This is a genomic window from Acidovorax sp. FG27 (assembly GCF_040365715.1).
In the GTDB taxonomy this organism is placed as follows: Bacteria; Pseudomonadota; Gammaproteobacteria; order Burkholderiales; family Burkholderiaceae_C; genus Paracidovorax.
In genome coordinates this window covers 16,352-35,267 of the sequence record NZ_BAABVY010000015.1, presented here as the reverse complement: position 1 = coordinate 35,267, position 18,916 = coordinate 16,352, and the positions used below count along the sequence as shown (strand labels likewise).

Annotated in this window: 17 protein-coding genes; 9 read left to right on the top strand and 8 right to left on the bottom strand. The window is 69.7% G+C overall.

From position 1 onward, the window contains the following. Nucleotides 1-75 precede the first annotated feature (75 nt). Nucleotides 76-1,392 carry a tetratricopeptide repeat protein gene (locus ABWV53_RS19800; RefSeq protein ID WP_353367860.1) on the top strand — a complete coding sequence of 439 codons (1,317 nt, stop codon included), beginning with the start codon at nucleotides 76-78 and terminating at the stop codon, nucleotides 1,390-1,392. A gap of 93 nt (nucleotides 1,393-1,485) precedes the next feature. On the opposite strand, the gene ABWV53_RS19795 is transcribed toward ABWV53_RS19800, so the two are convergent. The 4 genes from ABWV53_RS19795 to ABWV53_RS19780 form a co-directional block, all read right to left on the bottom strand. Beyond that, entirely contained in the window at nucleotides 1,486-2,769 is a 1,284-nt protein-coding gene (locus ABWV53_RS19795) for a TRAP transporter large permease (protein WP_353367859.1), read from the bottom strand. A gap of 36 nt (nucleotides 2,770-2,805) precedes the next feature. Continuing rightward, entirely contained in the window at nucleotides 2,806-3,321 is a 516-nt protein-coding gene (locus ABWV53_RS19790) for a TRAP transporter small permease (protein WP_353367858.1), read from the bottom strand. A gap of 103 nt (nucleotides 3,322-3,424) precedes the next feature. Beyond that, nucleotides 3,425-4,420, bottom strand: coding sequence for a TRAP transporter substrate-binding protein (locus ABWV53_RS19785; RefSeq protein ID WP_353367857.1), 996 nt, complete (start codon nucleotides 4,418-4,420; stop codon nucleotides 3,425-3,427). A gap of 144 nt (nucleotides 4,421-4,564) precedes the next feature. Continuing rightward, nucleotides 4,565-5,122: an HNH endonuclease gene (locus ABWV53_RS19780; protein WP_353367856.1), complete on the bottom strand. Its 558-nt coding sequence runs from the start codon at nucleotides 5,120-5,122 to the stop codon at nucleotides 4,565-4,567. 394 nt (nucleotides 5,123-5,516) lie between these two features. Between ABWV53_RS19780 and ABWV53_RS19775 the strand changes: the two genes are divergently transcribed. The 5 genes from ABWV53_RS19775 to ABWV53_RS19755 all read left to right on the top strand — a co-directional run bounded on the left by ABWV53_RS19775 (nucleotide 5,517) and on the right by ABWV53_RS19755 (nucleotide 12,461). Beyond that, nucleotides 5,517-6,557: a bifunctional riboflavin kinase/FAD synthetase gene (locus tag ABWV53_RS19775; protein WP_353367855.1), complete on the top strand. Its 1,041-nt coding sequence runs from the start codon at nucleotides 5,517-5,519 to the stop codon at nucleotides 6,555-6,557. Nucleotides 6,558-6,668: 111 nt separating this feature from the next. Further along, complete coding sequence (gene ileS, locus ABWV53_RS19770) at nucleotides 6,669-9,548, top strand: isoleucine--tRNA ligase (RefSeq protein ID WP_353367854.1); 2,880 nt, start codon at nucleotides 6,669-6,671, stop codon at nucleotides 9,546-9,548. Further along, nucleotides 9,549-10,073 carry a signal peptidase II gene (lspA, locus tag ABWV53_RS19765; protein ID WP_353367853.1) on the top strand — a complete coding sequence of 175 codons (525 nt, stop codon included), beginning with the start codon at nucleotides 9,549-9,551 and terminating at the stop codon, nucleotides 10,071-10,073. It begins immediately after the preceding gene. Nucleotides 10,074-10,407: 334 nt separating this feature from the next. Beyond that, on the top strand, nucleotides 10,408-12,078 hold the full coding sequence (locus ABWV53_RS19760; protein WP_353367852.1) for a Na/Pi cotransporter family protein: 1,671 nt from the start codon (nucleotides 10,408-10,410) through the stop codon (nucleotides 12,076-12,078). A 209-nt stretch (nucleotides 12,079-12,287) separates the two neighbouring features. Continuing rightward, nucleotides 12,288-12,461 (top strand): hypothetical protein, encoded by a 174-nt coding sequence (locus ABWV53_RS19755; RefSeq protein WP_353367851.1) that lies wholly within the window; start codon nucleotides 12,288-12,290, stop codon nucleotides 12,459-12,461. 27 nt (nucleotides 12,462-12,488) lie between these two features. Here ABWV53_RS19755 and ABWV53_RS19750 read toward each other — a convergent pair whose 3' ends face one another. Continuing rightward, nucleotides 12,489-13,367 carry a LysR family transcriptional regulator gene (locus tag ABWV53_RS19750; RefSeq protein ID WP_353367850.1) on the bottom strand — a complete coding sequence of 293 codons (879 nt, stop codon included), beginning with the start codon at nucleotides 13,365-13,367 and terminating at the stop codon, nucleotides 12,489-12,491. Between the two features lie 119 nt (nucleotides 13,368-13,486). Between ABWV53_RS19750 and ABWV53_RS19745 the strand changes: the two genes are divergently transcribed. Then, nucleotides 13,487-13,885: a tautomerase family protein gene (locus tag ABWV53_RS19745; protein WP_353367849.1), complete on the top strand. Its 399-nt coding sequence runs from the start codon at nucleotides 13,487-13,489 to the stop codon at nucleotides 13,883-13,885. Nucleotides 13,886-13,916: 31 nt separating this feature from the next. Here the strand turns inward: ABWV53_RS19745 and ABWV53_RS19740 are convergent, their stop codons facing one another. Beyond that, nucleotides 13,917-14,975 (bottom strand): bile acid:sodium symporter family protein, encoded by a 1,059-nt coding sequence (locus ABWV53_RS19740; protein WP_353367848.1) that lies wholly within the window; start codon nucleotides 14,973-14,975, stop codon nucleotides 13,917-13,919. Between the two features lie 102 nt (nucleotides 14,976-15,077). On the opposite strand from ABWV53_RS19740, the gene ABWV53_RS19735 reads away from it, so the two are divergent. Continuing rightward, entirely contained in the window at nucleotides 15,078-16,016 is a 939-nt protein-coding gene (locus tag ABWV53_RS19735; protein ID WP_353367847.1) for a LysR family transcriptional regulator, read from the top strand. On the opposite strand, the gene ABWV53_RS19730 is transcribed toward ABWV53_RS19735, so the two are convergent. Next, nucleotides 15,970-16,836: an NUDIX hydrolase gene (locus tag ABWV53_RS19730; RefSeq protein WP_353367846.1), complete on the bottom strand. Its 867-nt coding sequence runs from the start codon at nucleotides 16,834-16,836 to the stop codon at nucleotides 15,970-15,972. The genes ABWV53_RS19735 and ABWV53_RS19730 overlap by 47 nt on opposite strands. Then, on the bottom strand, nucleotides 16,833-17,819 hold the full coding sequence (locus ABWV53_RS19725) for a quinone oxidoreductase family protein (RefSeq protein ID WP_353367845.1): 987 nt from the start codon (nucleotides 17,817-17,819) through the stop codon (nucleotides 16,833-16,835). The genes ABWV53_RS19730 and ABWV53_RS19725 overlap by 4 nt, the downstream gene beginning before the upstream one ends. A 138-nt stretch (nucleotides 17,820-17,957) precedes the next feature. Between ABWV53_RS19725 and ABWV53_RS19720 the strand changes: the two genes are divergently transcribed. Beyond that, nucleotides 17,958-18,857: a DMT family transporter gene (locus ABWV53_RS19720; RefSeq protein ID WP_353367844.1), complete on the top strand. Its 900-nt coding sequence runs from the start codon at nucleotides 17,958-17,960 to the stop codon at nucleotides 18,855-18,857. Nucleotides 18,858-18,916 lie beyond the last annotated feature (59 nt).

Below are 18,916 nucleotides of genomic sequence, written 5' to 3'. Positions count from 1 at the left end.
ATCGGGATTCCGGGATAATCCCCCCCAATTTCCATGCAGCCGGGCCCAGCGCCCGGCTCTTACTTTTCCGAGTCCATGAGCGCCATCGCCCCCCAAGCCGACCCCAACCGCAAGCTCCTCGAAACCGCGCGCACGCAGATCGCCGACGGCCAACTGCAAGAGGCCGCGCGCACGCTCAACAAGGCGCAGCAGAAGATCCCCAACGACCCGCGCGTCTTCATGCTGGCCGGCCTCATGGCCGAGCAGGCGGGCAACATCCCCAAGGCCATCGATTCGCTGCGCCACAGCGTGGCCATCTCGCCGGACTGGGGCCCGGGCCTGCTGGAGCTGGCGCTGATGCTGGCGCGCCACCACCAGAACGACGAAGCCCTGCAGCTGGCCGAGAAGGTCGCGGCGCTGGAGCCGGGCAACCCGGTCGTGCTGGCGGGCGTGGTGGACATCGCCCACCGTGCCGGCCACACCGAGATGGCCGTGCGCCACCTGCGCCGCGGCCTGGAGATGGTGCCGGGCGACGTGCAGCTGCGCCGCCTGCTGGCGCGCGATTTGTCCTCGCTGGGCCAGCACGCGGAGTCGCTGCAGGTGTGGGACAGCCTGATCGTGCAGGACGCGGGCGACACCGAGGCGCTGCTGGGCCGCGTGCAGACGCTGCTGGCCGCCGGCAAGCCCTCGCAGGCCGTGGGCGACACAACGCGCCTGCTGGAGCTGGCGCCCGGCGATTCGGTCTACGCCTACTACAACGCGCTGGCGCATGGCGTGACGCCCGCGCACCAGCCCACCGAGCTCAACCGCAGCCTGTTCGACAACCTGGCGGAGATCTACGACCAGCACACCGTGCGCGGCCTGCGCTACCAGCTGCCCAAGATCGTGGCCGACCGCATCCTGGCGCGCTTTCCCGAGAAAGCCCTGAACGTGCTGGACCTGGGTTGCGGCACCGGCCTGCTGGGCGTGTGCCTGGGCCGGCTGGACGGCTACCTCATCGGCGTGGACATCTCCAAGAAGATGATCGAACAGGCGATCCGCCACGGCGTGTACGACCGCTTCCACACGGTGAACCTGCTGGACGCCCTGCGCGAGACGCCCGGCGACATCTACGAGGTGATGGCCGCGCTCGACGTGTTCATCTACGCGGGCGACCTGCGCGAAGCCATTCCCGACGCCTTCCGCATCCTCAAGCCCGCCGGCGACCTGTACTTCTCGTGCGAAGCCGCGCCGGAGGACGGCCCCGACCTGGTGCTGCAGGGCACCGGCCGCTACGCCCACAAGCGCAGCCACGTGGAGCAGCTGTGCCGCGACGCGGGCTTTCAGCCGGTGGACATCGAAGACATGGTGCTGCGCCAGGAAGGCGGCCAACCGGTGCAGGGCTTTCTGGTCACGGCGCGCAAGCCCGCCTGATCGGCACGCTGGCAGGGCACCGCCCCTGCCACCGCCACCTGACGCAAGCGCCCGGGACGGGCGCTTTTTCTTTGGCCCTACGCGGCCCCCGCGTCAAAAGCCCAGCGCGTGCGGCAGCCAGGTGGAGATCGCCGGCACGAAGGTCAGCAGCACCAGCACCACCAGGTGTGCGACGAGGAAGGGCGGCAGCTCGCGCGTGAGTGCCGCGAGGGGCACCTTGGTGGCCACTGACGTGACGAACAGCAGCCCGCCCACCGGCGGCGTGATCATGCCCAGCGTCAGGTTGACGATCACCACCATCGCGAAGTGGATCGGGTCGATGCCCAGCGCCGCCGAGATGGGCGCGAGGATGGGCACCAGGATCATCACGCCCGGCAGCGGCTCCATGAAAATGCCGAAGAGCAGCAGCAGGATGTTGACCGCGATGAGGAAGGTGACGGGCGAGAGGTTCCAGCCGACGATGGTCTCTGCCAGTTGCTGGGGCACGCCCTCCACGGTCAGCACCCAGGCGAAGGCGGCCGAGGCGGCCACCACCAGCAGCACCGACGCGGTGAGCAGCGCCGAGCGCGCGGCGATGTGCGGCAGGGCCTTCCATTCCAGCGTGCGGTAGACCCACTTGCCGCAGACGAGCGCGTAGAACACGGCCACGACGGAAGCCTCGGTGGGCGTGAAGATGCCGAAGCGGATGCCCACCAGGATCAGCACCACCAGCATCAGCGCGGGAATGGCGCGGATGCTGTTGGCGAGCATCTCGCGGCCGCTCGGGCGCGGCTCGCGCGAGCGGTAGTCGCGCTTGACGCAGACGCGCCAGTTGACGATGGCCATGGCCACGGCGATCAGGATGCCGGGCGCGAAGCCGGCGATGAAGAGCGCGCCGACCGAGACCTGCTCGTCCTGCAGCGCGTAGATGATCATGATGATCGAGGGCGGGATGATCGGCCCCACGATGGCCGTGCTGGCGGTGAGCGCCGCGGCATAGGCGCGCGAATAGCCGGCCTTGTCCATCATCTTGACCATCATCGAACCCGGGCCCGCCGCATCGGCCAGGGCCGAGCCGGAGATGCCCGAGAACAGCGTGAGCGACAGGATGTTGGCGTGCCCCAGGCCACCGCGCAGGTGGCCCACGAACTGCGCCGCGAAGCGCAGCAGCACCACGGTGAGCGCGCCGCCTGACATGATCTCGGCCGCGAGGATGAAGAACGGCACGGCCATCAGCGGAAAGCTGTCGATGCCGGTGAACATCTCCTTGAACACGATGAGCTGCGGATAGCGCCCGCCCACGAAGACCGCGATGGCGGCCGACATGGCCAGCGCGAACGCGACGGGAAAGCCCAGCGCCATGAGGACGATGGCGGAAACGAAGAGGGTGATGGCCATGGTGTCAGGTCCTTGCGCGGGTGCGTTGCCGGGGCATCAGAGCGAGGCCGCCGATTCGGCGTCCATTTCGTCGGACTCGGCGAAACGCCCGCCCAGGATGTAGCCGCGCGCTATGAACAGCAGGTGCACGAACAGCAGCACGAAGCCCACCGGCATGGCAGAGTAGATCCACGCGAAGGCGATGTCGGTGGCCGGCGTGGTCTGAAAGCGCGTGGCCCACACGTACTGCACCGAGAACCACGCCATCACCAGGAAGAACACGCCCAGCGCCACCACCACGAAGCCGCGCAGCACGCGCGCGGCACGCTCGCCCAGCACGTGGTGCAGGTTGTCGATGGCCACGTGGCCGCCGAAGCGCAGCACCAGGCCCGCGCCCAGGAAGGTGCCCCAGATCATGAGGTGCCGCGCGACTTCCTCCGCCCAGACGATGGAATCGCCCGTGGTGTAGCGCAGCACCACGTTGGCGAAGACGATGCAGGCCATGGCCAGCAGCAGGATGATGAGCAGCCAGCGGTTGCCGGCGACCAGGGCGCGCTCGAGGCGTTGGAGCATGGTGGGTAGTCTGGAAAAAACAAAGCCCGGACGCGGGGCCGGGCGGGCTGGCACGGTGCGGCGGCGCCCGGCTCGAGCCGGGCGGGCCGCAGAAGCCTTCACTTCACTTCACGCTGGTGATCTGGTCCAGGGTCTTTTGGCCGAACTTGGTGGCGTATTGCTTGTAGGCGGGCTCCAGCGCCTTCTGGAAGGCGCTCTTGTCCACCGATTCCACCACCTGCATGCCGGCGGCCTTGACCTCGGCCAGGCCCTTTTGCTCGACGTCATCGACGAACTTGCGCGAGGCCAGCGCGCCGGCCTTGGCGCCTTGCGTGAAGGCGGCCTTCTGCGCGTCGGAGAGGCCACCCCAGAAGCCGGGCGACACGATGAGCGCCATGGGCGCATACACGTGGCCGGTGAGCGACAGGTACTTCTGCACCTGCGGCAACTTGGCCGAGACGATCACCGACATGGGGTTCTCCTGCCCGTCGATGGTGCCCTGCTGCAGCGCGCCGATCACCTCGGGCCAGGACATGGGCGTGGGCGATGCGCCCAGCGTGCGGAAGGCGGTGATGTGCACCGGGTTCTCGGTCACGCGGATCTTCAGGCCCTTCAGGTCGGCGGGCGTGTTCACCGGGTGCTTGTTGTTGGTGAGGTGCCTAAAGCCCTGCTCGCCCCAGGCCAGCGCGATCAGGCCGCGCTTCTGGAACTTGCCCAGCAGCTCCTGGCCGAAGGCGCCGTCGAGCACGGCGCGGGCATGGGCCGTGTCGCGAAAGAGGAAGGGGATGTCCACCACGCCGACGTCGGGCACGAAGTTGCTCAAAGCGCCGGTGGAGACGATGACGGCCTCCACGGTGCCCAGCTGCAGGCCTTCGATCAGTTCGCGCTCGCCGCCCAGCGCGCTGGAGGGAAAGTGCTTGAACTTGATGCTGCCGTTGGTGGCCTTCTCCACCGATTCCGACCAGGCCTGGGCGGCGGCGCCGTAGTGCGAATTGACGGCCAGCGCATAGCCGAGCTTGACTTCCTTGGCCTGCTGGGCGAATGCGGGAGTGGCGGCGAAGCCGGCAACGGCAGCGGCCGAGGCAGCAGCCAGGGCCAGGCGGCGGGAAACGATGCGCATGGGAACGGTCCGATCTGTGAAGCCCCGCAGGGCCGGGTGACGAGAAAGCGAGGCGAAATTATCCCCCCTCGGCGGCGCGGCCCGTGTACGGGAAACCACGCGCCGCCCGCCTGCCCCCCGGCCTGCGGCGAGCCGCCCGGCGGCTCATTCCAGCAGCCGGGACGACTTGGGCACGTGCGCCAGCAAAAACTCCATCTGGTCCGTCAGGATGCGGCGGTTGCGCAGGATGAAGTCCTCCCAGAGGCTGGGCACGTAGGGCGCATAGAGCAGCGGCATGTGCGCCTGTTCGGGCGTGCGCGGGCCCTTGCGGTGGTTGCATGCGCGGCAGGCGGTGACCACGTTCATCCAGTGGTCCACCCCGTTGCGGGCGTAGGGCACGATGTGTTCACGCGTCAGCACGTCTTCGTGGAAGTGGCCGCCGCAGTAGGCGCACACGTTGCGGTCGCGCGCGAAGAGCTTCTGGTTGGTGAGGCCGGGCTTGAGCTCGAACGGGTTGATCGCCGGCACGCCCCGGGTGCCGATGATGCTGTTGACGTCGATCACCGACTGCTCGCCGGTGATGGCGTTGTGCCCGCCGCGAAAGCGCGCCACGTGGCCGCCCGATTCCCAGCGCACTTCGCCGGCGGCGTAGTGGATGACCGCCTGCTCGAGCGTGATCCATGATTGGGGCAGCCCCTGGGCCGACAACTTCAGGACCTTCACAACACGCCTCCTGCCGAAAGAACGAGGATCGGAACGCTGATGTCTCGCGGCGGCCGCGCCGGGCCGCCCAGGGAGATCGCCCGGCCTTGCCGCTGCACGCATCCAGCGCTCGCCGTGCGTGTCACGGAAACCGGCAGTCCCCTGGGGATGCTCTTCACGAATCACCGCGCCGTGTGCATCTGCGGCCTCAGGGGGTCTGCGGCGTTGCAAATCCTCGTGATAGCTGCGGCTATCACTGCGGTTTGCACCTTGCAGCCCATCCTGATCCGCAGTGCGCACTGGCCGCTCCATCCGTGAAGAGCATCCCTGGCGCACAATATACTCTTTTCATGACAAATTCGCGTCCAGCGCTTGATTTACCTGCGCCTGACGCTATCAAAAGCAGAGCAAACGGATGAAGATCTTCCGCGGCTTCCAACACCCGAGCATCGCCCGGGAATGCGCGCTCACCATCGGCAACTTCGACGGGGTGCACCGCGGCCACCAGGCGATGCTGGCGCTGCTGAACAACGAAGCCGCGCACCGGGGCGTGCCCAGCTGCGTGCTCACCTTCGAACCCCATCCGCGCGACTATTTCGCCGCCGCCCGCCAGCGGCCCGAGCTCGCCCCCGCCCGCATCGGCACGCTGCGCGACAAGCTGGCCGAGCTCGCCGCCTGCGGCGTGCAGCAGGCCGTGGTGCTGCCCTTCAACGAGCGGCTGGCCCGCCAGCCGGCGCAGGCCTTCATCGACGAGGTGCTGGTGGCCGGCCTGGGCGCCCGCTACGTGCTGGTGGGCGACGACTTCCGCTTCGGCGCCCAGCGCGCGGGCGACTATGCACTGCTCGATTCGGCCGGCCGCGAGCGCGGCTTCGATGTGGCGCGCATGAACAGTTATGAAGTGCACGGCCTGCGCGTCTCCAGCTCGGCCGTGCGCGATGCGCTTGCGCGTGGCGACATGGACGGCGCTGCCCGCCTGCTGGGACGCCCCTATGCCATCAGCGGCCACGTGGTGCATGGCCGCAAGCTCGGCCGTGAACTGGGCGCCAGCGCGGCGGGCGCTGCCGACGGCTTCCGCACACTGAACCTGCGCTTTTCGCACTGGAAGCCGGCCGCCAGCGGCATCTTCGCCGTGCGCGTGCATGGCCTGGGCGACACGCCCCTGCCCGGCGTGGCCAACTTGGGCGTGCGCCCCTCGCTCGACCCGAACGACGTGAACGGCGGCCGCGTGCTGCTGGAGACGCACTGCCTGCAATGGCCCGCCAGCCTGGGGCCGGAAGGGGCCTACGGTAAAATCATCCGCGTGGAACTCCTGCTCAAACTGCACGACGAGCTGAAATACGACAGCCTCGACGCCCTGACCGCCGGCATCGCCAAGGACTGCGACGACGCGCGGGCGTTCTTCGCCGGCAGCGCGCACGCCGAAACCCACCGCCAGACCACGCGCGACCGAATTTGACGATCCGCCCGACGCCGCCGCCCTCCACGCCGCGGCGCCGCCGCCGAACGCTCACCCCCTCCTCTTCCCTCGCCTTCCGGGCCGCCGCCCGGAAAGCCCCCAGGTCCTGCCATGTCCGAAAACCAACCCACCGCATCCAACCCCGCCGCCGGCACGGATTACCGCGCCACGCTGAACCTGCCCGACACGCCCTTCCCGATGCGCGGCGACCTGCCCAAGCGCGAGCCGGGCTGGGTCCAGGAATGGGAAGACAAGGGCATCTACAAGCGCCTGCGCGACGCCCGCCGGGGAGCGCCGAAGTTCATCCTGCACGACGGCCCGCCCTACGCCAACGGCCAGATCCACATCGGCCACGCGGTGAACAAGATCCTCAAGGACATGATCACCAAGGCCCGCCAGCTGGAGGGCTTCGACGCGCTCTATGCCCCGGGCTGGGACTGCCACGGCCTGCCCATCGAGAACGCCATCGAGAAGCTGCATGGCCGCAACCTGCCGCGCGACGAGATGCAGGCCAAGGGCCGCGCCTTCGCCACCGAGCAGATCGCCCAGCAGATGGTGGACTTCCAGCGCCTGGGCGTGCTGGGCGAATGGGACCATCCGTACAAGACCATGAACTTCGCGAGCGAGGCCGGCGAGCTGCGCGCGCTCAAAAAAGTCATGGAACGCGGCTTCGTCTACCGGGGCCTGAAGCCCGTCTACTGGTGCTTCGACTGCGGCTCGTCGCTGGCCGAATTCGAGATCGAGTACCAGGACAAGAAGAGCACCACCCTGGACGTGGCCTTCAAGGCGCACGACAACGCCAAGCTCGCCGCCGCCTTCGGCCTGGCCGCGCTGGACAAGGAAGCCTTCGTCGTCATCTGGACCACCACCGCCTGGACCATCCCCGCCAACCAGGCGCTGAACCTCAACCCCGAGATCACCTACGCGCTGGTGGACACGGGCGAGCGCATCCTGCTCGTCGCGGAACCGCTGGTGCAGTCCTGCCTGGAGCGCTACGGCCTGACGGGCCGCGTGATCGCCACCACCGCCGGCCGGCAGCTGGGCGGGCTGGAATTCGAGCATCCGCTCTACGACGTGGCCAGCGAGGACGGCAGCCACGGCTTCCGGCGCCTGTCCCCGGTCTACCTGGCCGACTACGCCACCGCCGACGACGGCACCGGCATCGTGCACTCGTCGCCCGCCTACGGCCTGGAAGACTTCAACTCCTGCGTGGGCCACGGCCTGGCGCTGGACGACATCCTGAACCCCGTGCAGGGCAACGGCGCCTACGCGCCGGACTTCCCGCTCTTCGGCGGCCAGCACATCTGGAAGGCCGTGCCGGTCGTCATCGAGGCGCTGAAGAACGCCGGCCGCCTGATGGCCACCAAGGACATCACGCACAGCTACCCGCACTGCTGGCGCCACAAGACGCCGGTGATCTACCGCGCCGCCGCGCAATGGTTCATCCGCATGGATGAAGGCGAAGGCGTGTTCACCGACCCGGCGCAAAAGCCCGCCCAGACCCTGCGCCAGATCGCCCTGGCCGCCATCGAGCAAACGAAGTTCTACCCCGAGAACGGCCAGTCCCGCCTGCGCGACATGATCGCCGGCCGGCCCGACTGGTGCATCTCGCGCCAGCGCAGCTGGGGCGTGCCCATCCCGTTCTTCCTGCACAAGGACTCGGGCGAGCTGCACCCGCGCACCTTGGAGATCATGGACCAGGCCGCCGCCATCGTCGAAGCCGGCGGCATCGAGGCCTGGAGCCGCGTGACGGCCGAGGAGATCCTGGGCGCCGACGACGCCGCGCACTACACCAAGAGCACCGACATCCTGGAGGTTTGGTTCGACTCGGGCTCCACCTTCTGGCACGTGCTGCGCGGCACGCACGCCGGCATGCACCACGACAGCGGCCCCGAGGCCGACCTGTACCTGGAGGGCCACGACCAGCACCGCGGCTGGTTTCATTCCTCGCTGCTGCTGGCCAGCGCCATCTTCGGCCGCGCGCCCTACCGCGGCCTGCTCACGCACGGCTTCACGGTGGACGGCCAGGGCAAGAAGATGAGCAAGTCGCTGGGCAACACCGTCTCGCCCCAGCAGGTGAGCAACAAGCTGGGCGCCGAGATCATCCGCCTGTGGGTGGCCTCCACCGACTATTCGGGCGACCTGGGTATCGACGATAAGATCCTGGCACGCGTGGTGGACGCCTACCGCCGCATCCGCAACACGCTGCGCTTCCTGCTGGCCAACGTGAGCGACTTCGACCCGGCCACGGACGCCGTGCCCTTCCCGCAGATGCTGGAGATCGACCGCTACGCGCTGACGCGTGCCGCCGAGTTCCAGGCCGACCTGCTGGCGCACTACCAGGCGTATGAATTCCACCCGGTGGTCGCCAAGCTGCAGCTCTACTGCTCGGAAGACCTGGGCGGCTTCTACCTCGACGTGCTGAAAGACCGGCTCTACACCACCGCCCCCAAGAGCCTGGCGCGCCGCAGCGCGCAGACGGCGCTCTACCAGATCACCCACGCCATGCTGCGCTGGATGGCGCCGTTCCTGTCGTTCACGGCCGAAGAAGCCTGGAAGACCTTCGGCAGTTCGGACTCCATCTTCCTGGAGACCTACCAGCCCATCGCCAGCGCCGACGAAGGCCTGGCCGCCAAGTGGATGCGCCTGCGCGCCATCCGCGACGTGGTGAACAAGGAAATCGAGGCGCTGCGCGCCACCGGCCAGGTGGGCTCGTCGCTGCAGACCAACCTGACGCTGACGGCCGCGCCGGAAGACCACGCCCTGCTGGCCAGCCTGGGCGACGACCTGAAGTTCGTGTTCATCACGTCCGCTATTGAATTGGTAGCAGGAGACGACTTATCCATCGGCGTCAAGCCCAGTTCCGACGCGAAATGCGAGCGCTGCTGGCACTACCGCGCCGACGTGGGCGCGGACGCCGCCCACCCCACCCTGTGCGGCCGTTGCGTGAGCAACCTGTTCGGCGCGGGCGAACAGCGGGAGCACGCATAAATGGCCCGCGGCGCATCCGGCTCCTCCCTCTCGCTCAAGCCGTCCGCCGGGGGCGGCTCCGTCTGGCCCTGGCTGGCCTGGGCCGTGCTCATCCTGGTGGCCGACCAGTTCACCAAGACGCTGATCCTCGGCTATTACCGCCTGGGCGACGCGACCTACATCACCAGCTTCTTCAACATCGTCCGCGCGCACAACACGGGGGCGGCGTTCTCGTTCCTGGCGGACGCGGGCGGCTGGCAGCGGTGGCTGTTCACCGCCATCGGGGTCACGGCGGCGCTCTTCATCGTGTGGCAGCTGCGCAGCCATCCGGGGCAGAAGCTCTTTTGCTTCTCGCTCTCCAGCATCCTGGGCGGCGCGGTCGGCAACGTGGTGGACCGCATGATGCACGGCTACGTGGTGGACTTCTTCGACTTCCACCTGCGGGGCTGGCACTTTCCGGCGTTCAACATCGCTGATGCGGGCATCACGATCGGGGCTGTGTGCCTGATCGTGGACGAGCTGCTGCGGGTGCGGCGCGGCCGCTGACCGGCGGCGGGGCGAGCGAGCGAGCGCGTCTCGCCCGCACATCACGAGCCCGCGCCATGCGGGCTTCTTGCTTTCCGCCGGCCGAAAAGCCGGGCAGCGGCCTGCTGCCGTAGTCCGGCTCCTACACCGGGGCCGCCGCGTGCGGCGCATACTCTCGGCCCCCGACGCAGGGCGTTGACAGCGCCGCGCAAGGCCCGAACCGGCGGCGCGGGCCCGGCTTCTGCTATCGAAGCAGGAGTATGCTGTACCGCTTGTCCGCGAGCCCGGCGACCGCCCTCCGCACCCCCGCGTGCCTTCCGCACCTTCCCGGCACAGGACCCGATTTTCCTTTTTCATGAAGCATTTGTTGAATCTCCTGGCAGCCGTGGCGCTGCTCGTCTGGGGCACCCACCTGGTGCGCACCGGCGTGCTGCGCGTGTTCGGCGCCAACCTGCGCACCATGCTGGCCCGCAGCATGGGCAACCGCTTCACCGCCGCGCTCTCGGGCATGGGCGTGACGGCGCTGGTGCAGTCCAGCACGGCCACCTCGCTGATGACCTCGTCCTTCGTCGGGCAGGGCCTCATCACCCTGCCGGCGGCCCTGGCCGTGATGCGCGGGGCCGACGTGGGCACGGCGCTCATGTCGGTGCTGTTCTCGTTTGACCTGTCGTGGCTGTCGCCGCTCTTCATCTTCGTGGGCGTGGTGCTGTTCATCTCGCGCCAGGCCAGCACCGCGGGGCGCGTCGGCCGGGTGCTGATCGGTCTCGGGCTGATGCTGCTGGCCTTGGAGATGGTGGTGCAGGCCAGCGGGCCGATGCTGTCCTCGCCCATCATCAAGGCGATGCTGGGCTCGCTCAACAGCGACATCGTGCTGGAAGTGGTGATGGGCTCGCTGCTCGCCATCCTGGCCTATTCCAGCCTGGCCATCGTGCTGCTGATCGCGGCGATGGCGGCCTCCAGCGTGGTGCCGCTCGACGTGGCGCTGGGCCTGGTGCTGGGCGCCAACCTGGGCAGCGGCCTGCTGGCGGTGCTGACCACGGCCAAGTCGGCCGTGGAGGTGCGACAGGTCACCGTGGGCAACCTGGTCTTCAAGCTCATGGGCGTGGTGCTGGTGGCGCCCTTCATCGGCCTGTGGCTGCGGCACGTGCACCCGCACCTGCCGGGCGCGGCGCAGGGCGTGGTGCTGTTCCACCTGGGCTTCAACGTGGTGATCAGCCTGGGCTTCATCGCCTTCACGCAGTGGGTGGCGCACTGGGTGACGCGGCTGCTGCCCAAGCCGCAGGGCGTGCAGAGCCGCCGGCCGCACCACCTCGACCCGTCCGCCCTCTCCACGCCCTCGCTTGCCATCTCCTGCGCCGCGCGCGAGGCGCTCTACCAGGCCGACGTGGTGGAGACCATGCTGGTCGGCGTGCTCGACGTGATCCAGAAGAACGACCTGCAACTGGCCGAGCGGCTGCGCAAGATGGACGACGAGGTGGACGAGCTGTATTCGTCCATCAAGTACTACATGACCAAGATCTCGCGCGAGGCGCTGGGCGAGGAAGAGAGCCGGCGCTGGACCGACATCATCAGCTTCACCATCAACATGGAGCAGGTGGGCGACATCATCGAGCGCGTGCTGCTGGACATCGAGGACAAGAAGATCAAGAAGGGCCGCCAGTTCTCTGAAGCCGGCACGGCCGAGATCACCGAGCTGCACCGCCGCCTGATCGACAACCTGCGCCTGGGGATGAGCGTGTTCCTCAACGGCAACGTGCGCGATGCGCAGAAGCTGCTGGAAGAAAAGGCGCGCTTCCGCGACCTGGAGCGTGCCTACGCCGCGACCCACTTGGTGCGCCTGTCCGACAAGACCGTGCCCAGCATGGAGACCAGCTCGCTGCACATCGACCTCATCAGCGAGCTCAAGCGCATCAATTCGCATATCTGCTCGATCGCCTATCCCATCCTCGATTCGGCCGGGGCGCTGGCGCCCAACCGGCTGCGCGTGGCGAGCGCGCCCGCGCCGGAGGCGTCCCTGCCCTCCTGAGCCACGCGCTGGGGCCGCGCTGGCGCGTCGGGACGGCTCTGCGGCGGGCTTGGCCCGCCGTCCTACGGTGGCCCTTGCCACCACGGCTTAACCTGTGGCGAGAGGGCCGCCCTCGCCGCTGCAGAACCCCGCGACCTGCCTGCCAGGACCCTGCGGGACTGCCCTGGAGTCCGGTGGCCCGCCGTTTCGCCCATTTCCAGGAGCCCACCATGTCCACCAGTCCCCGCAAGCCCGCCAGCGACGAACCCGAGGTCACCCAGGAACGCGACGTGCCGCTCGACGGCACCGATCCGGTGGGCGAGGACATGATGAAGGAAGTGCGCAACGAGCGGCTGGAAGTGCCGCCCGGCGAGGAAGAGCAGGCGGAGCGCGCCAAACGTTGAGTGCCGCCTTGCCGCTTGACGTCGCCGTCAGGCGAAGTCGGCCACCAGCAGCTGACGGGCCCGCTGGGTGAACTCGGGCTCGCCCGTCCGCGGCGCCAGCACCACGAAGCGGGCCTGCGGCAGGGCCGGCAGCTTCCATGCGGCGGGCAGCACCCGCACTCCGTCGCACAGGGCCGATGCGTTGAGGCAGGCCACGCCCAGGCCCGCCGCCAGGGCCGACTGCAGCCCCGCCACGCCCGAGGCCATCAGCGTGACCACGAACGGAACGCGGCGGCGCTGCAGCAGGGCAACCGTGAAGCGGTGCAGCGAACAGGTATCGGGCAGTGCCAGCAGGTGCAATGGCGCCCCGGCGGCAGGCGGCGCGCCCAGAGACTGCGCCGCCCCCATCCACCGCAGCGGCTCGCGCCGCAGCACAACGCCCGCCTCTGAACCTGACCCGGTCCCGGGCGCCTGGGGCAGCCGCATCGTGATGCCCACGTCGAACGCACCCTGCGCATAGGCGGCCTCGATCTCGCCGCTCTTTTGCACGCTGACCTGCAGCCGCACCCCCGGGTGCCGGTCCTGCAGGCGCGCCAGCAGCGCGGCGAGTTCGGCGGGGCGGAAGTAGTCGGTCACGCCCAGGCGCAGCGTGCCTTGCAGCGGCACCCCGTGCAGGTCGCGCCACGCGGCCTCGCTCATCGCCAGCAGCTGGCGGGCATGGGCCAGCAGGCGCAGGCCCGCCTCGGTCGGCGCCACGCCGGCCTTGGAGCGCACCAGCAGCGGCTGGCCGGCCCGCTCTTCCAGCTTGCGCAGCTGTTCGCTGACGGCCGACTGGGACAGGAACACCCGCGGTGCCCCGGCCGTCACGCTGCCGGCGTCGGCCACCGCGATGAAGGACTGGAGCTGGTCGAGGGGAAAGTGCTGCATGGTGGTGGACCGATCCAACGGGTATGCCGATGGATGGCATCGCATCATCCCGCTTTTCTGCTGAAAGGAGAAGTCCAACAATGGCCTTTCCAACAACTTCTTCGCTTCGAAGGCCCCACATGCCCCACATCGTCATCCACCTCAGCGGCACGCCCGATGCCGCCCTCGCCCGCCGCGCGGTCGATGCCGTCGCCGAGCCCACCCAGCGCGTGCTGGGCAAGCAGCTGGCCGTGATCGCCACCACCGTGCAGTTCATCGCGGCAGACCAATGGTTCGTGGGCGGCGCGTCGCTAGCCGAGCTGGGCCAGAACGCCTTTCACCTGGACATCAGCATCACCGACGAGACCAACACCAAGGCCGAGAAGGCGCGCTACCTGCGCGAGATCCACGCGGCCTTCGCCGCGCTGCTGCCGCGCCTGCACGAGGTGAGCTACGTGCACCTGATCGATGCGCGGGCGGCGGCCTACGGCTGGGGCGGCCGCACGCAGGAATGGCGCCACCAGCAGGCGGGCGTGTAGCCCGCCGCGGCAACGCGGGCGGGCGCCGGATTCAGCGGCGCGGTGGCTCGGCACCGGCGGGCGCCACGGCCGCAGCCACGGTCGCAGCCGCCGCCACCGGCTCGGCCGCCTCCGGCCGGCGGGCATACCGCTGGGCCAGCACGGCGCACAGCATCAGCTGCATCTGGTGGAACAGCATCAGCGGCAGCACCAGGGCGCCCACGGCGCTGGAGGCGAACAGCACCTTGGCCATGGGCACGCCGCTGGCCAGGCTCTTCTTGGAGCCGCAGAAAACGATGGTGATCTCGTCCTCCTTCGAGAAACCCAGCCGCCGGGCGAGCAGCGTGGTGGACACGATGGCCAGCGCCAGGATCACCGCGCAGACCAGCAGCAGCCCCAGCAGCGCGCCCAGCGGAATCTGCTGCCACAGCCCCTCGATCACGGCGGCGCTGAAGGCGGTGTAGACCACCAGCAGGATGGAGCCCTGGTCCACGTACTTCAGCGCCCCGCCGTGGCGCTTGATGAAGCCGCCGATCCAGGGCCGCAGCAGGTGCCCCGCGATGAACGGCACCAGCAGCTGCAGCATGATGCGGCCGATGCTGGCGAGCGTGTCGGCATGCTGGGCCGAGCCGCTCCCGTTGACCATCTGCGGCATGAGCAGGCTGACCAGGAGCGGCGTGATGACGATGCCCAGCAGGGTGGAGGCCGACGCGCTGCAGATCGCCGCCGGCATGTTGCCGCGCGCCATGGCGGTGAAGGCGATGGCCGACTGCACGGTGGCCGGCAGCACGCAGAGGTAGATCACGCCCAGGTACAGCTCGGGCGTCACCAGCGGCTCCAGCACCGGCCGCAGCGCCCAGCCCAGCAGCGGGAACAGCACGAAGGTACAGGCCACCACCAGCAGGTGCAGCCGCCAGTGCGATATGCCGGCCACGATGGCCTCGCGTGAGAGCTTGGCGCCGTGCAGGAAGAACAGCAGCGCGATGGCCGCGATGGTCAGCCCCTCGAACGCCCGGGCCACCAGGCCGGAGGCGGGCAGCACGCTGGCCAGGGCGACGGTGGCCAGCAGCGCCAGCACGTAGTTGTCGGGCAGGAATCGGGGTCGGGCCATGGCGGTTTCGGATCAGGGTGAATGAACGGGAAGGCTCCGATTGGAACCTAGCCCCATCTAGAAGTGAAATGGATTCGAGTGATGGTTCTATGATCTCGGCGCATGAATGTCACCCTGCGCCAGCTGCATGTGTTCCAGGCCGTGGCCACCCACCGCCACTTCAGCCGCTCGGGCGACGCGGTGGGCCTGACGCAGCCTGCCGTGAGCCGGTCCATCACCGAGCTGGAGGCGCAGCTGGGCGTGAAGCTGGTCCACCGCACCACCCGCGAGGTCGAGCTGACCGAGGCGGGCGCGAGCCTCGCCGCCCGCCTGCCGCGGCTGCTGGACGAGCTGGAGGGGCTGTTGCTGGACGTACGCGGCATCGGCACGGCCCGCCGCGGGCGGGTGCGCGTGGCCAGCAGCCCCACGCTGTCGGCCCACCTGCTGCCCGACTGCATCGCCCGCTGCCGCGAGGCGCTGCCGGGGGTGGAGCTGCTGCTGCTCGACCGCATCCAGAACGACGTGCTGGCCAGCGTGCTCTCGGGCGAGGTGGACTTCGGCGTGGTGATCGACCCGAGCGAACGGGACGCCCTGCACTGCGAGACCATCCTGACCGACCCGTTCTGCCTGGCCTGCCCGCCCGGCCACCGGCTGGCCAGCCGGCGCCGGGTGCGCTGGGCCGACCTGGCCGGCGAACCGCTGGTGCTGCTGGACCATGCCTCGGGCAGCCGCCGCCTGATCGACCGGGCGCTGGCCGCGCACGCCGTGCCGCACACGGTGGCGCAGGAAGTCGGCCACCCCACGACCATCTTCCGCATGCTCGATGCCGGCCTGGGCATCTCGGTCATCCCGACGCTGGCCGTGCCGCCCGAGGGGCTGCAGCGCCTGGTGGTGCGCCCGCTGGCGCCGCGCATCGACCGCGCCATCATGCTGGTGCACCGCAAGGGCCGCGCCCTGTCGCCGCTCGCCCAGGCCGCATGGGAGCTGGTGCGGGACGTGGCGCGCAGCCGGACGGCTACCAGCCGTAGTAGCCCGCCAGCACCAGTGCCGCCTCGGGCGTGAACGCGCCGGCGGCAAGGCGCGCCTGCACTTCCTCGGCGGGCCAGGCCTCGAAGCGCTCGACCTCGCCATCCTGATTCACGGGCTCCGTGCCCGCCGGCACGGTGGCGCTGAACCAGTCGATGCGCTCCTGCATATAGCCCGTCTCCGCGCCCTCACCTCCCCCATCGCCGCCGTCGCCGCCGGCCTCGCACGGCCGGGCGAAATCGACATGGCCGCCGTGGGCCACGCGCTGCAAGGTATCGATCGCCAGGCCCGCCTCTTCCCAGGTCTCGCGGGCCAGGGCCTGCTCCAGCGTGTCGGCGGCGGAGACCATGCCGCCCATGGTCGTATCCCACATGCCGGGGTTGGAGGGCTTGCTGAAGGCGCGCTGCTGCACCCAGAGGTCGCCCTCGGGCGTCGCTGCCACCAGGTGCACCGCCCGGGTGGTAATGCCCAGCGGCCGCACCGCCCCGCGCTCCACGGTGCCGATGCGCCGGCCGGCGGCGTCGCACACGGCCAGTTGCTCGTCGCGCCAGGGGCCGCAGTGGCCGGTGGCGCGCAGCACCCGCGCCAGCGCGTTCAGGGCGTCGGTGGCATCTAACTCTCCTACATCCGCCGCACCCAGCTGCCACGCCCAGCCGTCCGAACGCTCCTCTTTTGATAGCTGCCAACGCTCATCCAGCAAGCGCCGGGCAGCGATTTGTCCAAAAACCTGGGCATCCACCGACCCGACCGTGTGCCCGCCCACCGCGAACGGCAGCCGGGGCCGTGCGGGCGGGCGTTGCGCGCGGGCGCGGGCCGCATCGACCCAGCCGGGCCGGACCACCACGGGTGCGCTCACGGCAGAGTGAGGATGGTGCAGCCGGTGGTCTTGCGCGCCTCCAGGTCGCGGTGCGCCTGCTGCACATCGGCCAGGGGGTAGCGCTGGTCGATGTGGATCCTGACCTCGCCGCTTTCCACCACCTTGAACAGGTCGTCGGCCATGGCCTGGGTGGCCTCGCGGCTGGAGATGTGGGTGAAGAGCGTCTGGCGCGTGACGTAGAGCGAGCCCCTGGCGCCCAGGCTGCCCGGCGCGAACGGCGGCACCGGGCCGGAGGCGTTGCCGAAGCTGGCCATCAGGCCGAAGGGGCGCAGGCATTCGAGCGACTTGTCCCAGGTGTCCTTGCCCACCGAGTCATAGACCACCTTCACGCCACGGCCGCCGGTGATCTCCTTCACCCGCGCCGCGAAGTCTTCGCGGGCGTAGTTGATCGCGTGGGCCGCGCCGTTGTCCAGCGCCAGCTGGCATTTGGCGTCGGAGCCGGCCGTGCCGATCAGCTGCAGCCCCAGGGCCTTGGCCCACTGGCACGCGATCAGCCCCACGCCGCCGGCGGCGGCATGGAACAGCACGAAGTCGCCCGGCTCCAGGCCCTCCACCGGGCGCGTCTTCTTGAGCAGGTACTGCGCCGTCAGGCCCTTGAGCATCATGGCCGCGCCGGTCTCGAAGTCGATGCCGTCCGGCAGGCGGCAGACGTTCTGCGCCGGCATCACGCGCACCTCGCAGTAGCTGCCGGGCGGGTTGGCAGCATAGGCGGCGCGGTCGCCGGCCCGCAGGTGGGTGACGCTCTCGCCCACCGCCTCGATCACGCCGGCGCCTTCCATGCCGATGCCGGCCGGCATCTGCAGCGGGTACAGGCCCGTGCGGTGATAGACGTCGATGAAGTTCAGGCCCACCGCATGGTGGCGGATGCGCACCTGGCCCGGGCCGGGCTGGCCCACCTCGACGTCGGTGACATGCAGTTCTTCGGGGCCGCCATGCTGGCGGATCTGGACGGCGAGGCTCATGGAAATCGGTCTCCTGGTGCAGTGGGAACGAGGGGAAAGTCTGCGGGACGGCTCGCGCGTGGAATGCGGGCACGCGGGGCATCCTGCCATGTTTCGGCGGGCCGTGCTGGCGCCCGCCTGCGACTACAGTTGCAGCCCATGACGCAACGACTCTCGCCCGCCACCGTGGGCATGCTGGCCGCAGCGCCGCTGCTGTGGGCCGGCAACGCCGTGGTGGGCCGGCTGGTGCACACGCTGGTGCCGCCCCTCACGCTGAACTTCATCCGCTGGGCGCTGGCCTTCGCCATCCTGCTGCCGCTGGCGCACGGCGTGCTGCGGCCCGGCAGCCCCGTTTGGCCGCACTGGCGGCGCTTCGCACTGCTGGGGCTGCTGGGGGTCGGCTGCTACAACGCGCTGCAGTACCTGGCGCTGCAGACCTCCACGCCGCTCAACGTCACCCTGGTGGGCGCGGGCCTGCCGGTGTGGATGCTGGCCATCGGGGCGCTCTTCTTCGGCGCGCCGGTCACGCGGCGGCACGTGCTGGGGGCGGTGCTGTCCATCGCGGGCGTCGCGGTGGTGCTGAGCCGTGGCGAGTGGGGGCAGCTGGCGGCCTTGCGGCTGGTGCCGGGCGACCTCTACATGGTGCTGGCCACGATGTGCTGGGCCTTCTACAGCTGGCTGCTGTCGCGCACCAGCGAGCCGGCCTCGGTGCGCGGCCACTGGGCCGCCTTCCTCATGGCGCAGATGGTGTTCGGCCTGGCATGGTCGGGCGCCTTCGCGGGGGCGGAGTGGGCCGTGGCGCCGCGCCACGTGGAATGGGGCTGGCCGCTGGCGGCCGCGCTGGCCTTCATCGCCGTGGGGCCCGCCGTGCTGGCCTACCGCTGCTGGGGCGTGGGCGTGCAGCGGGCGGGGCCGGCGGTGGCCGGGTTCTTCATCAACCTCACGCCCCTCTTCGCGGCGGTGCTGTCGGCGGCCTTCCTGGGCGAGGTGCCGCATCTCTACCATGCCGTGGCCTTCGCGCTGATCGTCGGCGGGATCGTGGCCTCGTCGCGCCGCTGAACGGCCCGCCGCCAGGCCGGCTTGGACCATAAAAATAGGCCGTAACGCCCGTCGTATGG